Raw genomic sequence first — 19,176 nt, forward strand, 5'->3', positions numbered from 1 at the left:
AGAGACAGCCGCTGATGAGCGCGATGCGAAAGATGTTGGCGGTCCTCGCCGCCGCGGCGGCGGTGGCCGGGTGCGGTCAGAGCGCACCGCCGTCGACGACGCCGACGATGACGCTGGCGCCGCCCACCCCGGCGGGCATGCAGGAGATGGCTCCCCAGCCGGTGCGGGTGCCGTCGACCGAGACCGAACAGTGCGACCGCACCGCGAGCCTGCGGCCGTTCGCCAACAAGGCCGACGCCGACGCGGCAGTGGCTAAGATCCGCGACCGTGGACGGTTGGTCGTGGGGTTGGACATCGGCAGCAACCTGTTCTCGTTCCGGGACCCGATCACCGGCCAGATCAACGGGTTCGACGTCGACATCGCCGGCGAGGTGGCCCGCGACATCTTCGGTACTCCGTCCCAGGTGGAGTACCGCATCCTGTCCTCGGCCGACCGCATCACCGCGCTGCAGAGCAATCAGGTCGACATCGTGGTCAAGACCATGACGATCACCTGTGAGCGCCGCAAGCAGGTCAACTTCTCCACGGTGTATCTGATGGCCCACCAACGCATCCTGGCCGCCCGTGACTCCAACATCTCGCAGGCTTCCGATCTCTCGGGCAAGCGGGTGTGCGTGGTGGACGGCACCACCTCGCTCAAACGGATTCAGCAGATCAGCCCGTCGCCGATCATCGTCTCGGTGGTGACCTGGGCGGACTGCCTGGTGGCGCTGCAGCAGCGGCAGGCCGACGCGGTCAGCACTGACGATTCGATCCTGGCCGGGCTGGTGGCCCAGGATCCCTATCTGCATATCGTCGGCCCCAGTCTCAACGAGGAGCCCTACGGCATCGGGCTGAACCTGGAGAACACCGGGCTGGTGCGGGTCGTCAACGGCACACTCGAACGCATCCGGCGCGACGGCACCTGGAACACGTTGTACCGCAAGTGGTTGACGGTTCTGGGGCCCGCGCCCTCACCCCCGGTCGCGAGGTACGTCGACTGATGAAGAAACCCGACGACACCGGACTCCCAGCGTCCGCGGCGACCGATCCCGACACCGAGGGCGGTCCCGGGACGCAGCCGGCGAGCCTGGAAGACCTCGACATGGACTCGACCCTGCGGCCCATGGCCACCCAGGCGGTGTTCCGCCCGGAGTTCGACGATGCCGACGAGGGACCGTTCGGCAGCGAGGACACCGAACCGCAGAACCACGCCACGATCGCCACCCGCATCCTCTCGCCGATCCGGAGGCTCGGCGGTGGCCTCGTGGAGATCGTGCGGGTGCCCGAGCGTGATCCGTTGACCGCGCTGATGACCAATCCGGTGGTGGCCGAACAGAAACGGTTCTGCTGGAACTGCGGCAAGCCGGTCGGCCGAGCCTCATCGGATGCGCATGCCCTGTCGGAGGGGTGGTGCCCGCACTGCGGCAGCGCATATTCATTCCTGCCGCAGCTGTCCCCGGGCGAGATCGTCGCCGACCAGTACGAGATCAAGGGCTGTATCGCCCACGGTGGGTTGGGTTGGGTGTACCTGGCCTTCGACCACAACGTGAACGAACGCCCGGTGGTGCTCAAAGGCCTGGTGCACTCCGGTGATGCCGAGGCCCAGGTGATCGCCATGGCCGAACGCCAGTTCCTGGCCGAGGTGACGCACCCGGGAATCGTGAAGATCTACAACTTCGTCGAACACGATGACAAGCACGGCAATCCGGTCGGGTACATCGTGATGGAGTACGTCGGCGGAACGTCGCTCAAACAGGCCAGGGGAACTCGGCTCCCGGTGGCCGAGGCGATCGGCTACATGCTGGAGATCCTGCCCGCGCTGGGTTACCTGCATTCGATCGGGTTGGCCTACAACGACCTGAAACCCGAGAACATCATGATCACCGAGGAGCAGCTCAAGCTGATCGACCTCGGTGCGGTGTCGAAGCTCAACTCCTACGGATACCTCTACGGCACACCGGGATTCCAGGCACCCGAGATCGTGCGCACCGGGCCGACGGTGGCCACCGACATCTACACCGTGGGACGAACGCTGGCCGCGCTCACCCTGAATCTGCGGACCCGGCGGGGCCGTTACGTCGACGGTCTGCCGTCGGAGGATCCGGTACTGGACACCTATGACTCGTTCGGCCGGTTCCTGCGCCGCGCCATCGATCCCGATCCGCGGCGACGCTTCCGCAGTGCCGAGGAGATGTCGTCACAGCTGCTCGGAGTACTGCGCGAGGTGGTGGCCGCCGACACCGGAATCCCCCGCCCCGGCCTGTCGACGGTGTTCAGCCCGTCCCGGTCGACGTTCGGAGTCGATCTGCTGGTGGCCCACACCGACGTTTACGTTGACGGACAGGTCCATTCGGAGAAGCTCACCGCGCAGGAGATCGTGCGGGCGCTGCCGGTGCCGCTGGTGGACCGGACCGACGTCGGGGCCCCGATCCTGGTGGCCAGTGTGCTCAGCCAGCCCGTCCACACCCTGGACCAGCTGCGCGCGGCACGCCACGCCGCGATCGACGCCGAAGGTGTGGACATCTCCGCATCGGTGGAACTGCCGTTGATGGAGGCACGCGCCCTGCTGGATCTGGGCGATGTCGCCAAGGCCACCCGCAAGCTCGACGATCTGGCCGCCTGGGCCGGTTGGCGCTGGCAGCTGATGTGGTTCCGTGGTGTGGCCGAGATGCTGTCAGCCGATTATGATTCGGCCACAAAGCATTTCACCGAGGTACTGGACACCCTACCCGGCGAGCTGGCCCCCAAGCTGGCGTTGGCCGCGACGGCCGAGCTGGCCGGATCCGCCGACGAGCTGAAGTTCTACAACACCGTGTGGAGCACCGACAACGGCGTGATCTCGGCCGGCTTCGGGTTCGCCCGCGCCGAGTCGGTCGCCGGGTCGCGGGACAAGGCGGTCCAGACCCTGGACGAAGTTCCGCCCACCTCAAGACATTTCACGACGGCCCGGCTGACAAGTGCGGTCACCCTGCTGTCCGGGCGATCCACCGGTGAGATCACCGAGCAGAACATCCGCGATGCGGCACGGCGGGTGGAGGCGCTGCCCGATTCGGAACCGCGGGTGCTGCAGATCCGGGCACTCGTATTGGGCACCGCGATGGACTGGCTGGCCGACAACACGGCGAGCAGCAATCACATTCTCGGATTCCCGTTCACCGAGCACGGTCTCAAGCTCGGTGTCGAGGCGTCGCTGCGGGCGCTGGCCCGCGTCGCCCCCACCCAGTCGCACCGCTACGCCCTGATCGACCTGGCCAACAGTGTGCGGCCGATGAGCACGTTCTGAGTTTCTCCAATTGACGTAGCGCACTACTCGAACCGTGGCGACACGTTCGTTCGATGATTGCTTCACGTCAATCTAGTGGTGTGCCACACACATAACTAGCCGATGACCAGCTCTGCGGCGGCCCGTGCGATCGCCAACTCCTCGTTGGTCGGCACCACCAACACCGTAACCGGTGAGCCTTTAACCGAGATGCACCGCGCCCCTTTACCTCTCGCGGTGTTGAGTTCCTCGTCGATCTCGATTCCCAGCCCGGTCAACCCGGCCAGGGCATCGCGGCGCACCGCGGCATCGTTCTCCCCGACACCCGCGGTGAAGCTGATGACATCGGCCCGGCCCAGCACTGCCAGGTACGCACCGACGTACTTGCGCAGCCGGTGGATGTAGACGTCGTACGCCAATTGCGCATCCGCATCGCCAGATTCGATCCGGGCGCGCAATTTGCGGAAGTCGTTCTCGCCGCCGAGGCCACGCACACCCGACTGCCGGTTGAGCATCGTGTCGATGTCCTCGACACCCATGCCTGCCGTGCGGCACAGGTACATGATGATGCCCGGGTCGACGTCGCCGCTGCGGGTGCCCATCACCAGGCCCTCCATCGGCGTCAGGCCCATCGAGGTGTCCACCGCCCGACCCCCGGCGATCGCCGACGCCGACGCGCCGTTACCCAGGTGCAGCACAATCTGATTCAGCGACTCGTACGGCCTGTCGAGGAACACCGCGGCCTGCTCGCTGACGTACCGGTGCGAGGTGCCATGGAACCCGTAACGGCGAATGTGCCACCGCTCGGCGACTTCGCGGTCGATGGCGTAATTCGCCGCTGCCGCCGGGAGGTTGTGGAAGAACGCGGTGTCGAACACCGCCACGTGCGGGAGATCGGGCAGCATCCTGCGCGCCACCTCCATACCCAGCACCCCGGGCGGGTTGTGCAGCGGCGCCAACGGCGCCAATTCCTTCATCCTGGCGATCAGCTCGTCGGTCACCAGGGTGGGTGCATAGAACTGGCGACCGCCGTGCACGGCCCGGTGGCCCACCGCGACCAGACCGACGGATTCCACGTGGGCGCCGGCCTCGTCGAGCATGTCGAACACGGTGCGCAGCGCCGCCTCGTGGTCGGGGATGGCGGTGCCGTCGCGGCGCACCTCCAGGTCGCCGATGGTGAGACCGGCCAGCGCCGAATCCTCACCGATTCGCTCGATGATGCTGTCGGCCCGCGACTCACCCGAATCAGGTTCGACGAGTTGACATTTCAGTGATGATGAGCCGGAGTTGATGACGAGTACGGTGGCGCTCACGGCTTAACCTGTTCCTGCGCCTGGATCGCGGTGATCGCCACGGTGTTGACGATGTCCTCTACCAGGGCACCCCGGGACAGATCGTTGACCGGCTTGTTCAGCCCCTGCAGCACCGGGCCGATCGCGATGGCGCCTGCGCTGCGCTGCACCGCCTTGTACGTATTGTTACCGGTGTTGAGGTCGGGGAAGATCAGCACGGTCGCCCGACCCGCCACCGGCGAGTCGGGCATCTTGGTGGCCGCCACCGACGGCTCCACGGCCGCGTCGTACTGGATCGGCCCCTCCACCAACAGATCCGGTTCGCGTTGACGCACCAGTTCGGTTGCCGCCCGGACCTTGTCGACGTCGGCTCCGGTACCCGAGCTTCCGGTCGAATAGGAGAGCATGGCAACCCGCGGGGCGATACCGAACTGGGCGGCGGTGCGCGCCGAGGAGATCGCGATGTCGGCAAGTTGCTCGGCGTTCGGATCCGGCACGATCGCGCAGTCGCCGTAGGCCAGCACCCGGTCGGCCAGGCACATCAGGAAGATGCTCGACACCGTCGAGATTCCGGGTGCGGTGCGGATGATCTCGAAGGCCGGCCGCACCGTGTGCGCGGTGGTGTGCGCGGCACCCGACACCATGCCGTCCACCATCTCGTTGTGCACCAGCATCGTGCCGAAATACGAGACGTCGTGGATGATCTCGCGGGCCTGCTCGACGGTCACGCCTTTCTTGCGGCGCAGCTCGGCGTACTGCTCGGCGAACTGGTCACACAACACGCTGGTGAGCGGATCGAGCACCACGGCGGCATCGATGTTCACCCCGAGTTCGGCTGCACGCGAGCGGATCTGACTCTCTTCGCCCAGGATGGTCAGCTCGGCCACCTCATGCTGCAACAGCCGGCTCGCAGCTCTGAGGATGCGGTCGTCGGTGCCCTCGGGCAGCACGATGCGCCTGCGGTGTGAGCGGGCCCGGTCGAGGAGCTGGTAGGTGAACATCTGCGGCGTGGTGACCGCGGGAATCGGGATGCTCAGTTGGGCCAGCAGGTCGTTGATGTCGACATGGCGGTCCATCAGTGCCAAAGCCGTGTCGATCTTGCGCTGCGATGCCGCGGTGACCCGGCCGCGCGTGCCGGCGAGCCGGCTCGCGGTCTCGAAGGTTCCGTATTTGGTGGCGATGATGGGCAACCGCAGCCCCAGACCTTCGACCAGCGCGGCGATGGCCGGGTGCAGTTCGAGCCCGCCGTTGAGAATGATGCACGACAGTGACGGAAATCCTTCGGCGACATGGGCACTGGCCAGTGCCAGCACCACGTCGGACCGGTCGCCCGGGGTCACCACGGCGATGCCTTCGGTCAGCCGCTCCAGGCAATGCTCGGCGGTCATGCCGGCCACCATCACGCCCATCGCCTCCCGGGACAGCAACTCGGGATCCCCGGCGACCATGGTGCCGTCGACCGCCGCCTGCATCTCGGCGACCGACGGCGCCACCAGCAACGGTTCCTCGGGCAGCACATAGGCAGGCGGCCCGAGGGGTTTGAGAGCCTCGGCCACCGCGTCCAACTGCGCCGGGTCACACCGGTTGGCGACCACGGCCGCGGCGTGGGCATGCTGATGGCTCAGCTCGGCCAGGCACACCTCGACCGCATGAGCGACTTCCTCAGGCGTTCGGTCGGCGGCCTTGACCGCGAGTACGACGGGAGCACCGAGGTTGACCGCGATGCGCGCGTTCATGCTCAGCTCGCTGGGGGTGGCGACATCGGTGTAGTCGCTACCGACGATCAGCACGGCGTCGCACTGCTCGGCGACGCGGTGGAACCGATCGACGATGTCGGCGATCGCGAGATCGGGATCCTCGTGCACCTGCTGGTAGCTGACCCCGACGCACTCGTCGTAACTCAGCCCGGCCGTGGCACGGGACAGCAACAATTCGAGGATGTAATCCCGATTCTCGCCGAGTCGGGTGATCGGGCGGAACACCCCGACCCGCGGCACCGTCGCGGCAAGTCGATGCAGGATGCCCAGCGCAATCGTCGACTTGCCGGTGTCGCCTTCGGGGGAAGCTACGTATACGGCGGTCGCGATCGAGGCCCGACTGTCATCGTTCATCGCCTCAGATTTTGCCTTATGCACGGCTCCCGAGTGCGCGCAGTCGCGGCTCCAGGTCTTTTTTGAACAGGTCGAGGAAGCGACGCTGGTCGTGACCGGGGGCGTGGAACACCAGATGGTTCAGGCCCCACTTGACGTACTGGCCGACCTTCTCGACCGCCTCGTCGGGGTCCGAGGCGACAATCCAGCGCTTGGCAACCTGCTCGATGGGCAGCGCGTCGGCGGCCTTCTCCATCTCGATCGGATCCTCGATCGAGTGTTTCTGCTCGGGCGTCAGCGACAGCGGCGCCCAGAACCGGGTGTTCTCCAGCGCCAGCTTCGGGTCGGGATCGTAGGAGATCTTGATCTCGATCATCCGGTCGATGTCCTCGACATTGCGGCCGGCAGCCTCGGCACCTTCTGCGACCGCGGGGATGAGCTTGTCCTTGTACAGCTCCTCCCCCTTGCCGGAGGTGCAGATGAACCCGTCACCGGCGCGGCCGGCGTATTTGGCCACCACCGGACCGCCCGCGGCGATGTACACGGGGATGCCGCCCTCGGGCACGTCGTAGATCGAGGCGCCCCGGAGCTTGTAGTACTCGCCGTCGAAATCGACTCGGTCGCCGACCCACAGCTCGCGCATGAGCTTGACCGACTCGCGCAGCCGGGCGAAGCGCTCCTTGAACTCCGGCCACTCCCCCATGTACCCGGTGGCGATCTCGTTGAGCGCCTCACCGGTGCCCACCCCGAGGAAGATCCGGCCCGGGTACAGGCAGCCCATGGTCGCGAAGGCCTGCGCGATCACCGCCGGGTTGTACCGGAACGTCGGCGTCAGCACCGAGGTGCCCAGCACCAGCCGCTCGGTCCGCTCGCCCACCGCCGTCATCCAGGCCAGCGAGAACGGCGCGTGCCCGCCCTCGTGGCGCCAGGGCTGGAAATGGTCGCTGACCGTCGCGCTGTCCATCCCTGCCGCTTCGGCCAGCACGGCCAGCTCGACAAGTTCCCGGGGCGCGAACTGCTCCGCCGACGCTTTATAACCAAGTTTGAGTTCAGCCACGGTTCGTTTCTACTCCAGTCCCTAAACTCGCGGCATGGCAGCAGTCCTGAGTGCGATCACCGAGCACGTGCACTTCGCCCAGACCGACTTGGTCAACTGGACGCTGGTGACCGACCGGGATCGGGTCATGCTGATCGACGCCGGGTTCCCCGGGCAGCGCGACGATGTCGTCGGATCGGTCCGCCAACTCGGCTTCACCGTCGACGACATCGCCGCCGTGCTGCTGACCCACGCCCACATCGATCACCTCGGCAGTGCCATCTGGCTGGCGAAAACCCATGGCACACCGGTGTTCTGCCACGCAGGAGAACTCGGCCACACCAAACGTGAGTACCTGGAACAAGCCGCGCCCGCTGACGTGGTCCGCAATATCTGGCAGCCCCGCTGGCTGAAGTGGGCGGCCACCATCACCGCCAAGGGCGGGCTGAACCACGCCGGCATCCCGACGGCGCAGGCGCTGACCGGCGCGGACGACCTCCCGGGCAGCCCGGTGCCCGTCCCCACCCCGGGGCACACCGGCGGGCACTGTTCGTTCCTCGTCGACGGGGTCCTGATCAGTGGGGACGCCCTGGTGACCGGGCATCCGCTGTTGCGCCACACCGGCCCGACGCTGCTGCCCGCCCTGTTCAACCACGACGAGGCCGGCTGCCGGTCCAGCTTGACGACGCTGGCGGCCGTCGATACCGACGTGATGCTGCCCGGCCATGGCCCGGTGTGGCGCGGATCGATCGCCGACGCCGCCGCGGCGGCGCTCCGCACCTAATGCTGCAAGATGCGGTACCCGAGTAAGAAGAACCCGGTCAGGCACAGCCCGCAGGCCAGCACGATCGTCGGCATCAGGACCATCTGGTCGAGCTCGTCGGGGTCGAACACCTCGTCGTCGTACACCGAGCCGAACAGCACCCGGGCAAACCTGGTCCGGCGAAACGCGTGCATCCGTCGTTGTGATTCCGCCGAGTCCGCCCGGCGTCCGATGAACAGTCGCAAAGCCACCCCGGTCGCGAACACCACCGCCGCCGCTACCAGCAGCAGCGACCCCACGAACACCTGCACACTCGGCAAATGCACCCCCAGCAGTGACGACAAGTCCGGGGGCCAGCCTAACCGGCATCGTCAGCTCAACTGCTTCTCGAACGCAATCGGACACACCGCCCCTTCGGCCTCGGCCGGCATCGGAGCGACCAGTCGGGTGTAACCCGCGGAGTCGTAGAGCGCCTCGGCCTCGGGCTGCAGGTGACCCGTCGTCAGATAGATCCTCCGGTACCCGCGTGCGGCGATCTCGCCTTCGAGGTGGGCCAGCAGCACCCTGGCGTGCCCCCGCTGCCGGTAACGGCTGTCGGTCCAGATGCGTTTGAGTTCGGCGGTCTGGGCGTCGAACCGGGTGAACGCGCCGCCGGTAACCGGCACACCGTCGAGCACACCGACATACAGTCCTCCGCCGGGCGGGGCGAACTCGTCGGCGGATTTCCCGCGCAGCCAGCCCAGCATCTGTTCCGGCGTTCCGCCGTAGCGCCCCGAGTACTCGACCGACAGCTCGGCCAGCAGCGGTCCGGCCAGTGGATCATCCAGGCCGACCGCGACAAATCGCACACCACGCACGGATGCCATCCTTCTCATACCTTTTGCCGGTATCGGCACCGCCACTGCGACGTCACCTGTTTCGTCCTACCCGGCCGACGCGTCTCACCCGGGAGGGTCGTCGTACGGCGGCAGATGAATTGCCCGGCAACGGCACTCACTTCCGGGCGAGGTAGTAGTAGTTCGACGGGTCCTGCTCGACCTCGGTGACGTCCACGTCGGTGAACCCGGCGTCGGCGAGCATCGACACCGCCAGCTGCCTGCCCCACATCGTGCCCAGCCCGGCGCCGCCCAGGCCGAGTGACACCGACATGCAGTGCGTCAGGGACACGGCGTAGCGATAGGTACCCATCGGCGTGCCGATGTTGTCCTCCAGCCGACTGGAAGCCTTGATGTCGGCCATCACCAGCACTCCACCCGGCCGCAGCGCGCGATAGATGTTCTCCAGAACGCGCGCCGGCTGCGCCTGGTCGTGAATCGCATCGAATGCGGTGATGACGTCGTACGTCGCGGTCTGGTCCAGTTCGGCCAAGTCCGCAGGCAGGAACGAGACATTGGTCAATCCGCGTTGCTCCGCCTCGGCGGCCCCGGTGGCGATCGCTTCCGGTGAGAAGTCGATACCGGTGAATCGGCTGGCCGGATAGGCCCGGGCCATCAGGCCGATCGCGTATCCGCTGCCGCAACCGAAATCAGCGACGTCGATTCCGCTCTCGAGCCGTCGCGGAAGGCCGTCGACCAACGGCAGCACGGCACTGATCAGGGCCGCGTCGAACACCTCACCGCTGCGCTCTGCCATCACGGTGTGGAAGCGCGGATAGTCGTCGTAGTGCAGACCGCCCCCGTCGCGGAAGCAGCCGAGGATCTTCTGTTCGACCTCGCACATCAGCGGGACGTACTGGGCCAGGCGCGCCAGATTGCCCAGGCCGGAGTCGCGCGTCAGCGCAGCGGCGCGGTGGGCGGGCAACCGGTATGTCGAGGACTCGGCGTCGTAGTCGACCACCCGCCCGGCGGCCATCCCGCCCAGCCACTCGCGGACGTAGCGTTCGTCGAGGCCGGCCGCGGCGGCGATCTCGGCGCTCGTTGCCGGCGTTAGCTGCGCCATGGCGTCGAACAGTCCGGTTTGGTGGCCGATACTCAGCAGGAGGGTCAACCCTGCGCTGTCGATCGCCGAGGTGATCCGTTCGAAGAAATCCTCTGCGGTTTCGCTAATCGCCTGCTGATCGGTGCCATTTGCCATCACGCCCGCCCAGGCTACCCGCTTGCGCCACCCCCTTCCGCACCAAACTTGACACGTGTAAAGTTCGCCGCCATGGACAACATCAGGGGCAAGACCATCGCGATCACCGGTGCCGCCCGCGGCATCGGTTACGCCACCGCCAAGGCCCTGCTGGCCAAGGGTGCCCGCGTGGTGATCGGCGACCGTGACGTCGCTCTTCAGGAGTCGGCCGTCGTCGAGCTGACCAAGCTCGGCCCGGTGTCGGGCTACCCGCTCGACGTCACCGACCGCGAATCCTTCGCGACGTTCCTGGACAAGGCCCGCACCGACGGTGGCGGGCACATCGACGTGCTGATCAACAACGCCGGCGTCATGCCGATCGGCCCGTTCCTGGAACAGTCCGAGCAGGCCATCCGATCCTCCGTCGAGGTCAACGTCTACGGCGTGCTCACCGGCTGCCAACTGGTACTGCCCGAGATGGTCAATCGCCGCAGCGGCCACGTCATCAACATCGCCTCACTGTCGGGCCTGATCCCGCTGCCCGGCCAGGTGGTCTACGCCGGCGCCAAATACGCCGTCGTCGGACTGACCACCGCACTGGCCGATGAAATGGCCCCGCACGGGGTCGACGTATCGGTGATCATGCCGCCGTTCACCAACACCGACCTGATCGCGGGCACCAAGTCCAGCGGTGCGCTCAAACCCGTCGAGCCCGAAGAAATTGCCGCAGCCATCGTCAAAACTCTGAACAAGCCCAAGACCCATGTGTCGGTGCCGCCGCCGCTGCGCTTCACCGCGCAGGCCGCGCAGCTGCTGCCGCCCAAGGGCCGGCGTTGGATGAACAGGAAGCTGGGACTGGACGGCGTGTTCCTGCAGTTCGACGCCGCCAAGCGCAAGAGCTACGAGGACCGGGCCCGGGCGGCCCAGGGTGTCATCGAGAGCGGAGGAGCCGCGAACCCGAGCTAGAAGGTGGGCAGCTCAGCACCGTGGCGGTAGCCCTCGATCACGTCGAGGGCGCCGCCGAGCAGCTCCTCGTGGGTGAACTCGTAGCGCTCGACGCTGCCGACGAACACCACCCGCACGATCTCGCCGTCCTCGGCCGCGTCCAGCCACAGAGAGGTCACCGGGAGGCCGTCGGACACCTGGGTGCCGGACGGCTCGTAGAACCACACCGCGTAGTCGTCGTTGGATTCGTCTTCGTCAAAAGTCCAGCCGCGCGCGGTGATCCGCTCGTCGAACTCGGCCAGATCGGCAACGACCGCATCCGGGATGTCGGCCAGCTGGTCGACTGCCTCCTGGGACACCCACCGCGTGTCGCGAGCGGCCTGCCGCTTGCGACGGCGGGCCTTCTTGGCGGCACTCTCCTTGGACATCCCCAACCCCGGCTAACTCAGCGCCTGATCCAGGTCGGCGATCAGATCGTCGGTGCCTTCCAGCCCGATCGAGATGCGCACGACGCCGTCACCCAGCCCGATCGCGGCGCGCCCCTCCGGACCCATGGCCCGGTGCGTCGTGGTGGCCGGATGCGTGACCAGTGTCTTCGCATCGCCCAGGTTGTTGGAGATGTCGATGAGGCGCAGCTTGTCGAGCACCTCGAACGCCCGCGCCTTTCCGTCGGTGGCATCCAGCTCGAAGGTGATGACGGTGCCGCCGCCGCTCATCTGACGCTGGGCCAGCTCGTACTGCGGATGCGACTTCAGGAACGGGTACTTCACCCAGCTCACCGAGGAATGGCCCTCCAGGAACTCCGCGATCGTCTGCGCCGAACGGTTCGCATAGTCCACCCGGACATTAAGCGTCTCAAGGCCTTTCAACAGCGTCCAGGCATTGAACGCGCTGATCGCCGGGCCGGTGTGACGCATGAGCTTCTGCACCGGGCCGTCGATGTACTCCGTGTCGCCCAGGATCGCCCCGCCGAGCACGCGGCCCTGCCCGTCGATGTGCTTGGTGCCCGAATACACCACCACATCCGCGCCGAGCGGCATACCCTGCTGCAGCAGCGGCGTGGCAAAGACGTTGTCCAACACCACCTTTGCGCCGGCAGCGTGGGCCAGCTCAGACACTGCGGCGATATCCACCAGGGACTGCATCGGGTTGGACGGCGTCTCGAAGAACACCGCCGTCGTCGGCACCGAAAGTGCCTCTTCCCACTGCGCGAGGTCGTCGCCGTCGACGAACACGGTCTCCACACCCCAGCGCGGCAGGATCTCGTTACACACCACGAAACACGAGCCGAACAGGCTGCGGGCGGCCACCAGGCGGTCACCGGCCCCCAGCAGCGCAGCCAGCGAGGTGAACACCGCCGCCATGCCGGTGGCGGTCGCAAAACAGGCCGGCGCATCCTCGATGAGCCGCAGTCGCTCCTCGAACATCGAGATGGTCGGGTTGCCGTAGCGGGAGTAGACGAAGCGGTCGATCTCGCCGGTGAACGCTTTCTCCGCAGCGGCCGCGGACTCGTACACGTAGCCCGAGGTCAGGTACATCGCCTCGGCGGTTTCCTCGAACTCCGAGCGCAGGATGCCGCCGCGCACTCCGATGGTGGCCTGGCTGACGCCCTCGGGCAGGGCAGCCGGGATCCGGACAGATGGGGTATCAGTCATGTTGTTCTCGACTCTGCGGCTCAGCTTTGTTTCCAGGGCAAACCAACGGCCTTCCAGCCGGTCGTGCCACGGTGACGGTTCTCGTCGAGGTTGCCCTCGAAGCCGTCCAGGATGTTGTAGGACGGCGCGATACCGGCCGCGGTGGCGGCCTCGGCAGCGCCGATCGATCGGTTGCCAGAGCGACACAGGAAGGCCACCGGTCGCTCGCCCGGCGTCACGCCCGAAGCTCGCATCTTTTCGAACAGATCGTCGACGAATGCATCGTTATGGCTGCCGTCGGTCCGGTTCCACTCCACGTAGATCACGTCACGGTCAAGGCTGGACAGATCCGGCGCACCGACGAAGCGCCATTCGGCGTCGGTACGGCAGTCCACCAGCACGGCCTCGGAATTCTCACTCAGAAGTTTCCAGGTCTCCTCTGGCGTGATGTCTCCTGCATAGCTCACGGGCGTGAGTCTCCCATACCCGAACAGACCCGCCATTGGCCGTCCTCGCGGACAAAGGCCGTCTCGGTGTTCACCTTGGCGTCCGGGGCGTTGTCGAAGTGGTACACCACCGTCGCGGTGGCCCGATCACCCTCGACCTGCACCGCGGTGACATCGTCGACGTACCGGGCACCGTGCTTGCCCACCGAATCACGCTGCCGGGCAATGAAATCTGCCTCGGTGCCGCGTTGCGCGGTGCAAGTGAAACCGGAGAATTCACCGAAGTCCTGCCGCTGCAACGCGTCGTTCTGGCCGACCGCGGCAAGGCTGACCTTCTGCTCCTCGCTGCGCCCGTCGCCGCCGAAGATGTTGAGCAGAATGACAATGATCACCACGAACCCAATGACGGCCAGCGCGCCCAGGAACGGCGCCATCGTGGGCCGATCCGCGGTGTCGTCCGTCTCGTCAGTCATCCCGGCCTACCACAGCTTGCGCAACGCAGAGCCGACCCGGCGGGCACGGTCACGGGCGATGATCACGTCGGGCGCGGTGGCCAAAGCGACCCCGAGACGCCGCGGCGCCTCCGATTCGCCCTGGCGGCCGAACAACCGCACGTCGCTTTCCGACGTGGCCAGCGCTTCGGACAACACGGTGCTGATATCGGCCGACAGCTCGCCGGCATCGGCCCCGCCGTAGCTGACCTCGGCGGCCGCCGGGGAGATCATGATGGTGTCGACCGCCAGGCCCAGAATCGCTCTGGCGTGCAGCTCGAACTCCGACAACCGTTGCGACCGCAGCGTCACCAGCCCGCTGTCGTGGGGCCGGATCCGGACGTCGGAGAAATACACGTCGTCGCCCTGGACCAGCAGCTCGACGCCGAACACCCCGCGTCCGCCCACCGCGTTGACGATCCGTGCCGAGATCGACTTCGCGGCGTCCAGCGCAGCCGGCGACAGTGCCTGAGGCTGCCATGCCTCCAGCACGTCCGTCCCGACCTGACGGTGCCCGATCGGCTCGCAAAACTGCACACCCGGACCCGACGGCCCGGCCGTGCGCACCGTCAGCATCGTGATCTCGTGTTCGACCTCGACCACCGATTCGGCCAGCACCCGGTTCTGGACGAAGTGGCCGGCGGTGGTGGCACGCTGCCAGGCCGGTTCGACATCGTCGGATCGGAGCATCACCGACTCACCGTCGCGCTGCGCGCCCACCACCGGCTTGACCACCAATGGGAAGCCGGCATGCTCGGCCACCGCGGTCAGTTCCTCGACCGACCCGGCGAACCAGAACGGCACCGTGGGCAGGCCCAGCTCGTCCGATGCGAGCCGGCGCAGACCTTCGCGGTCCTGGCTGAGCCGGATGCCGCGCGGCGTGGGCAGCACCTCGATGTCGCCCCGCTCGGCCACCGCCACCAGGGCGTCGGCGGCGATGACGCCCGACTCGGCCACCACGTAACGCGGCTTCTCCCGCTCGATCAGCGCGGCGAGTTCCTCGGCGTCGTTCATCTTGATCACCGCCGAGCGGTCCGCGACGCCGTGCGCAGGTGCGTAGTACCGGTCCGCGGCCACGACGACACCGCCCAGCCGCTGGAATGCCAATGCGAGCTCCCGACTCAACTCACCCGAGCCCAGCAGCAGCACCGTTGCCGCGGGGTCGGTGGGCCTGTCGGCGCCCGGTTCGTCGGTCTGCGCGTCCTCAATCGATTCACTCATCGCACGCACCAGCCTGCCAGATCGTCACCCGACCCGTTGGTCGATATAGCACCAACGCCAACTCTCGCCGGGCTCGGCCGACCGCATCACCGGATGACCGCTCTGCTGAAAGTGCTTGGTGGCATGCTGATGCGGGCTCGAGTCACAGCAACCGACGTGACCACATGTCAGGCACATCCGCAGATGCGCCCAGTTGTTCTCGCCGTCTTCGGCACATTCCTGGCATCGCCCGGGGGTGACCGGTTGCGGCTCGGCGACCTCGGCGTTCAGATGCTCACAGGTGCGAGGTGCCGGATTCTGCTCCCGCCGGCGTGATCTCCTCAACATGTTGATCAAGGATAGGCACGGCACACGAAGGAGGAACGACAACGTGGGTGCCTCACTCCTGGCGGCCCTGGTCGCCGCAATTCTGCTGGCCGCCGTGGCCCGCCGGTTCGACGTTTCGGCGCCGCTGGCGCTGGTGGTGGCCGGTCTGGCCGGTAGCGCGCTGCCCGGCTTCGACGATGTCCACCTGGATCCCGAGCTGGTGCTCTTCGTGATCCTGCCGCCGCTGTTGTGGTCGGCGGGCCTGGAGAGCAGCTACGTGGCCCTGCGCCGCAATATCCGCCCGATCGGGTTGCTGGCGGTCGGGTTGCCACTGGCCACCACGTTCGTCGTCGGCTTCGTCGCGTTCCACACCGTGCCCGCGCTCACCGTGGCCGCGGCCCTGACCCTCGGCGCCATCGTGGCTCCACCCGACGCCGTGTCGGCCACCGCCGTCGGCCGCCGGCTCGGGCTGCCCCGACGCACCATGACGCTGCTGGGCGGGGAGAGCCTGCTGAACGACGCCACCGCGCTGACCGCCTACAAGGTGGCGCTCGGGGCCGCGATCGGCACCGCCGCCAGCTGGGGCAACGGGCTGGGTACCTTCGCCCTGGCCGCGGTCGGTGGCGTGGTGGTGGGCTGGGTGGTCGGCATGGTGGTGCACTTCATCCGCACCCGGCTCGACGACCCGCTGATCGAAAGCGCGATCGGCCTGGTGGCGCCGTTCTTCATCTACCTGCTGGCCGAGGAGATCCACGGCTCGGGAGTGATCGCCGTGGTGGTGGCGGCGCTACTGCTGGGCCAGCGCGACACGCAGGCCGGCTACGCCACCCGACTGCAGGACAAGGCGGTGTGGAAGGCGCTGCAGCTGATCCTGGAATCGTTCGCCTTCCTGCTGATCGGGCTGCAACTGCCCAAGGTGATCGGCGAGCTGGCCGGAGTCTCGGCGGCCAACCTGGCGATCTCCTCGGCGGCCGTGCTCACCGCGGTGATCGGGGTGCGCATCGTCTGGGTCTATGTCTCGACCTACCTACCCCGGCTGTTGTCCAAGCGGATCCGCAATCGCGAACCCGAGCCGTCACGGGCGCAGGTGTTCATCGTCGCCTGGGCGGGTATGCGTGGTGTCGTGTCGCTGGCCGCCGCGTTCGCCGTACCCGCCACCACCCTGGCCGGCGACCCCTTCCCCGGCCGCCCGCAGTTGGTGTTCCTCACCTTTGTGGTCGTGGTCGGCACGCTGTTGCTGCACGGCCTGACGCTGCCCTGGTTGATCCGGGTGCTCGGGGCCCAGGGGAACGAGGCACACAGCGACGCCCTCGCCACGGCCGCGGCGCAGGACAAAGCGGCCCGGGCCGCCGCCGACCGGCTCGACGCCCTGATATCCGAACAATCGGCCACCGATGCGCCCGAACGCGCCGGCGACGTGCTGCGGGCGTGGAACACCCGTCGGCGCAATGCCGCCTGGGAGCGGTTGGGCCGCGACGACGCCGACATCGGTGAGAGTCCGACGGCGGCCTTCCGTCGATTGCGCCTGGAAATGCTTGCCGCCGAACGGGACACGTTCATCGCCGAACGGGACGCCGGACACATCCCCGACGAGGTCCTGCGTACTGTCCTACATGGGCTCGACTTGGAAGAGGCGACACTGAATCGTGATTAGGCGTCTGGCGTGGCTGGCGGTATTGGTCGTGATCGTCTCCGGAGCACTGCTGGGCCTGCTCAGCGGCAGCGATGCCGCCTCGCAGTCACCGGTCTCCGTTCCGTCCGATGCCGAGTCGGCGCGGGCCGACGCGCTGCGGGCCGATTTCCCCGGCGGAGATCAGATTCCGGCGATCCTGGTGGTGACCCGCACCGACGGCGGTGAGCTCACCATGGACGACGTCGACGCCACCGCCGATGCACGGAACCGGATGACCGCGGCACCAGGTCCGCCCGTGGTGGTTGCCGACGACCGCAAAGCTGCTGTTGCCACCGTGCCGCTGAAGGCTGACCTGTCCGGCTTCGCGCTGAACGACGCCGTGAAAGATCTGCGCGCCACCGCCGCCGACGGCCTTCCGGCCGGGTTGCGGGCCGAGATCACCGGAGGTCCGGCGTTCGGTGCGGACATCGCCAATTCGTTTGCCGGAGCCAACATCACGCTGCTCGCGGTGACGGCGGCGGTGGTGGCCCTGCTGCTCATCGTCACCTACCGCTCGCCGGTGCTGTGGCTGGTGCCGCTGTTGGTGATCGCCTTTGCCGACCGTGTCGGCGCCGTCGTCGGGACCGCGGTGGCCTCCGGACTCGGGCTGAGCCCGGACGGTTCCACCTCGGGCATCACCAGCGTGCTGGTGTTCGGTGCGGGCACCAACTATGCGCTGCTGTTGATTTCGCGGTATCGCGAGGAACTCGGGCGTGTCGATGGGCATCTGGAGGCGCTGACGATAGCGGTGCGCGCCGCCGCCCCGGCGATCGTGGCCAGCAATGCCACCGTGGTGCTGGCCCTGCTGACACTGCTGTTCGCCTCCGCACCCAGCAACCGGAGCCTCGGCGTGCAGGCCGCATCGGGTCTGGTGGTCGCCGCGATCTTCGTCCTGGTCGTGCTGCCGCCCCTGCTGGCGTTGTGCGGCAAGCGGCTGTTCTGGCCGTTCATTCCCCAGGTCGGTGCCACGCCGCTGACCGAAAGCGGTGTCTGGCACCGGATCGCGGACTCCGTGGCGCGCAAGCCCGTCCGCGTCGCGGTAGCCTCGCTGGCCGGCCTGGCCCTGCTGTGCACCGCCGTGGCGGCCACGCCGATCGGGCTGACCCAAACCGAGCAATTCCGGGTGCAGGCCGAATCGGTGACCGGTTACCAGGCCCTGGCCGCGCACTTCCCGAGCGGGCTGACCGACCCCACGCGCGTCATCGCCGCGACCGCCGACGCCGGCGCGGTGCAACGCGCCATCACCGACACCCACGGCGTCGTCTCCGCCACCCCCGTCGGCGAGTCTCCGACCGGGCTGAGCCAATGGTCGGTGGTCCTGGCGGCCGAACCCGCCTCCGACGAGGCCTTTGAAACCATTGACGCCCTGCGTGATTCGGTACACGCCGCCGATCCCGACGCGCTCGTGGGCGGTTCCGACGCCCAGGCCAGAGACACTGCCGCGGCAGCCCAGCGCGACCGGCTCGTGGTGATTCCGGCGATCCTGGCAGTGGTGCTGGCAGTCCTCTACCTGCTGCTGCGATCGGCCTTCGCACCGCTGGTGCTGGTCGGGGTGACGGTGCTGTCGGCGCTGGCCGCGCTCGGGCTGGGTGGCTGGGCCAGTGTCCACGTATTCGGGTTCCCGGCCCTGGACAACAGCACCCCACTGTTCGCGTTCCTGTTCCTGGTGGCCCTCGGCGTGGACTACACGATCTTCCTGGTGACCCGGGCTCGAGAAGAGACACCCGAGTACGGAACCCGCCTGGGCATCGTGCGGGCCGTGTCGGCCACCGGCGCGGTGATCACCAGTGCCGGGGTGGTGCTGGCAGCGGTGTTCTGTGTGTTGGGCGTACTGCCGCTGATCGTGCTGACCCAACTGGGCATCATCGTCGGGCTCGGCATCCTGCTGGACACCTTCGTGGTCCGCACCGTGATCATCCCGGCCCTGTTCACGTTGATCGGCCCCCGCATCTGGTGGCCGGGACTGCGCGCCTCGTGCTAACGT

General features: G+C 67.4%; 18 protein-coding genes. 6 read left to right on the forward strand and 12 right to left on the reverse strand.

The genetic code is table 11. The features are described from left to right. Positions 1 to 23: 23 nt before the first annotated feature. Together G6N44_RS14685 and G6N44_RS14690 are read left to right on the forward strand one after the other, a co-directional pair. A complete protein-coding gene (locus G6N44_RS14685) occupies positions 24 to 983 on the forward strand; it encodes a glutamate ABC transporter substrate-binding protein (RefSeq protein WP_163669966.1) in 960 nt (319 codons plus the stop codon). After that, positions 983 to 3,265: a serine/threonine-protein kinase PknG gene (locus tag G6N44_RS14690; RefSeq protein ID WP_163665134.1), complete on the forward strand. Its 2,283-nt coding sequence runs from the start codon at positions 983 to 985 to the stop codon at positions 3,263 to 3,265. The genes G6N44_RS14685 and G6N44_RS14690 overlap by 1 nt, the downstream gene beginning before the upstream one ends. A 95-nt stretch (positions 3,266 to 3,360) precedes the next feature. On the opposite strand, the gene G6N44_RS14695 is transcribed toward G6N44_RS14690, so the two are convergent. Genes G6N44_RS14695 through fgd form a run of 3 tightly spaced genes read right to left on the reverse strand, consistent with a single transcriptional unit; the run spans position 3,361 to position 7,683 of the window. After that, entirely contained in the window at positions 3,361 to 4,557 is a 1,197-nt protein-coding gene (locus tag G6N44_RS14695; RefSeq protein ID WP_163665136.1) for an acetate kinase, read from the reverse strand. Further along, the gene (gene pta, locus G6N44_RS14700; protein ID WP_163665139.1) at positions 4,554 to 6,647 is read right to left on the reverse strand and encodes a phosphate acetyltransferase; all 2,094 of its coding nucleotides are present in this window, start codon (positions 6,645 to 6,647) and stop codon (positions 4,554 to 4,556) included. Before pta ends, G6N44_RS14695 begins: the two co-directional genes overlap by 4 nt. Before the next feature lie 16 nt (positions 6,648 to 6,663). Beyond that, positions 6,664 to 7,683: a glucose-6-phosphate dehydrogenase (coenzyme-F420) gene (gene fgd, locus G6N44_RS14705; protein WP_163665141.1), complete on the reverse strand. Its 1,020-nt coding sequence runs from the start codon at positions 7,681 to 7,683 to the stop codon at positions 6,664 to 6,666. A gap of 34 nt (positions 7,684 to 7,717) precedes the next feature. On the opposite strand from fgd, the gene G6N44_RS14710 reads away from it, so the two are divergent. Continuing rightward, a complete protein-coding gene (locus G6N44_RS14710; RefSeq protein ID WP_163665143.1) occupies positions 7,718 to 8,446 on the forward strand; it encodes an MBL fold metallo-hydrolase in 729 nt (242 codons plus the stop codon). Here the strand turns inward: G6N44_RS14710 and G6N44_RS14715 are convergent. From G6N44_RS14715 to G6N44_RS14725, 3 genes are all read right to left on the reverse strand, one after another. Further along, complete coding sequence (locus tag G6N44_RS14715; protein ID WP_163669968.1) at positions 8,443 to 8,757, reverse strand: hypothetical protein; 315 nt, start codon at positions 8,755 to 8,757, stop codon at positions 8,443 to 8,445. The two genes, G6N44_RS14710 and G6N44_RS14715, sit on opposite strands and share 4 nt — an antisense overlap. Positions 8,758 to 8,796: 39 nt before the next feature. After that, complete coding sequence (locus G6N44_RS14720; RefSeq protein ID WP_163665145.1) at positions 8,797 to 9,291, reverse strand: GNAT family N-acetyltransferase; 495 nt, start codon at positions 9,289 to 9,291, stop codon at positions 8,797 to 8,799. A gap of 127 nt (positions 9,292 to 9,418) precedes the next feature. Continuing rightward, positions 9,419 to 10,498 carry a class I SAM-dependent methyltransferase gene (locus G6N44_RS14725; RefSeq protein ID WP_163669970.1) on the reverse strand — a complete coding sequence of 360 codons (1,080 nt, stop codon included), beginning with the start codon at positions 10,496 to 10,498 and terminating at the stop codon, positions 9,419 to 9,421. Between the two features lie 72 nt (positions 10,499 to 10,570). Between G6N44_RS14725 and G6N44_RS14730 the strand changes: the two genes are divergently transcribed. After that, the gene (locus G6N44_RS14730; RefSeq protein WP_163665147.1) at positions 10,571 to 11,443 is read left to right on the forward strand and encodes an SDR family oxidoreductase; all 873 of its coding nucleotides are present in this window, start codon (positions 10,571 to 10,573) and stop codon (positions 11,441 to 11,443) included. On the opposite strand, the gene G6N44_RS14735 is transcribed toward G6N44_RS14730, so the two are convergent. From G6N44_RS14735 to G6N44_RS14760, 6 genes are read right to left on the reverse strand one after another with little or no spacing between them, the layout of a single operon-like run. Next, positions 11,440 to 11,850, reverse strand: a complete 411-nt coding sequence (locus G6N44_RS14735) for a hypothetical protein (RefSeq protein ID WP_163665149.1) — start codon at positions 11,848 to 11,850, stop codon at positions 11,440 to 11,442. The two genes, G6N44_RS14730 and G6N44_RS14735, sit on opposite strands and share 4 nt — an antisense overlap. 12 nt (positions 11,851 to 11,862) lie before the next feature. Next, positions 11,863 to 13,077: an O-succinylhomoserine sulfhydrylase gene (locus tag G6N44_RS14740; protein WP_163665152.1), complete on the reverse strand. Its 1,215-nt coding sequence runs from the start codon at positions 13,075 to 13,077 to the stop codon at positions 11,863 to 11,865. Between the two features lie 20 nt (positions 13,078 to 13,097). Beyond that, positions 13,098 to 13,523: a rhodanese-like domain-containing protein gene (locus G6N44_RS14745; RefSeq protein WP_163669973.1), complete on the reverse strand. Its 426-nt coding sequence runs from the start codon at positions 13,521 to 13,523 to the stop codon at positions 13,098 to 13,100. Continuing rightward, a complete protein-coding gene (locus G6N44_RS14750) occupies positions 13,520 to 13,975 on the reverse strand; it encodes an Rv0361 family membrane protein (protein WP_163665153.1) in 456 nt (151 codons plus the stop codon). Before G6N44_RS14750 ends, G6N44_RS14745 begins: the two co-directional genes overlap by 4 nt. Before the next feature lie 6 nt (positions 13,976 to 13,981). Beyond that, positions 13,982 to 15,214, reverse strand: a complete 1,233-nt coding sequence (gene purT, locus G6N44_RS14755; RefSeq protein ID WP_163665155.1) for a formate-dependent phosphoribosylglycinamide formyltransferase — start codon at positions 15,212 to 15,214, stop codon at positions 13,982 to 13,984. Between the two features lie 24 nt (positions 15,215 to 15,238). Continuing rightward, positions 15,239 to 15,541 (reverse strand): UBP-type zinc finger domain-containing protein, encoded by a 303-nt coding sequence (locus G6N44_RS14760; protein ID WP_163665157.1) that lies wholly within the window; start codon positions 15,539 to 15,541, stop codon positions 15,239 to 15,241. Between the two features lie 43 nt (positions 15,542 to 15,584). Between G6N44_RS14760 and G6N44_RS14765 the strand changes: the two genes are divergently transcribed. After that, positions 15,585 to 17,174, forward strand: a complete 1,590-nt coding sequence (locus G6N44_RS14765) for a Na+/H+ antiporter (RefSeq protein ID WP_163665159.1) — start codon at positions 15,585 to 15,587, stop codon at positions 17,172 to 17,174. Then, entirely contained in the window at positions 17,167 to 19,173 is a 2,007-nt protein-coding gene (locus G6N44_RS14770) for an MMPL family transporter (protein WP_163665161.1), read from the forward strand. Before G6N44_RS14765 ends, G6N44_RS14770 begins: the two co-directional genes overlap by 8 nt. Positions 19,174 to 19,176: the final 3 nt, after the last annotated feature.

Source organism: Mycolicibacterium alvei (genome assembly GCF_010727325.1).
GTDB lineage: Bacteria > Actinomycetota > Actinomycetes > Mycobacteriales > Mycobacteriaceae > Mycobacterium > Mycobacterium alvei.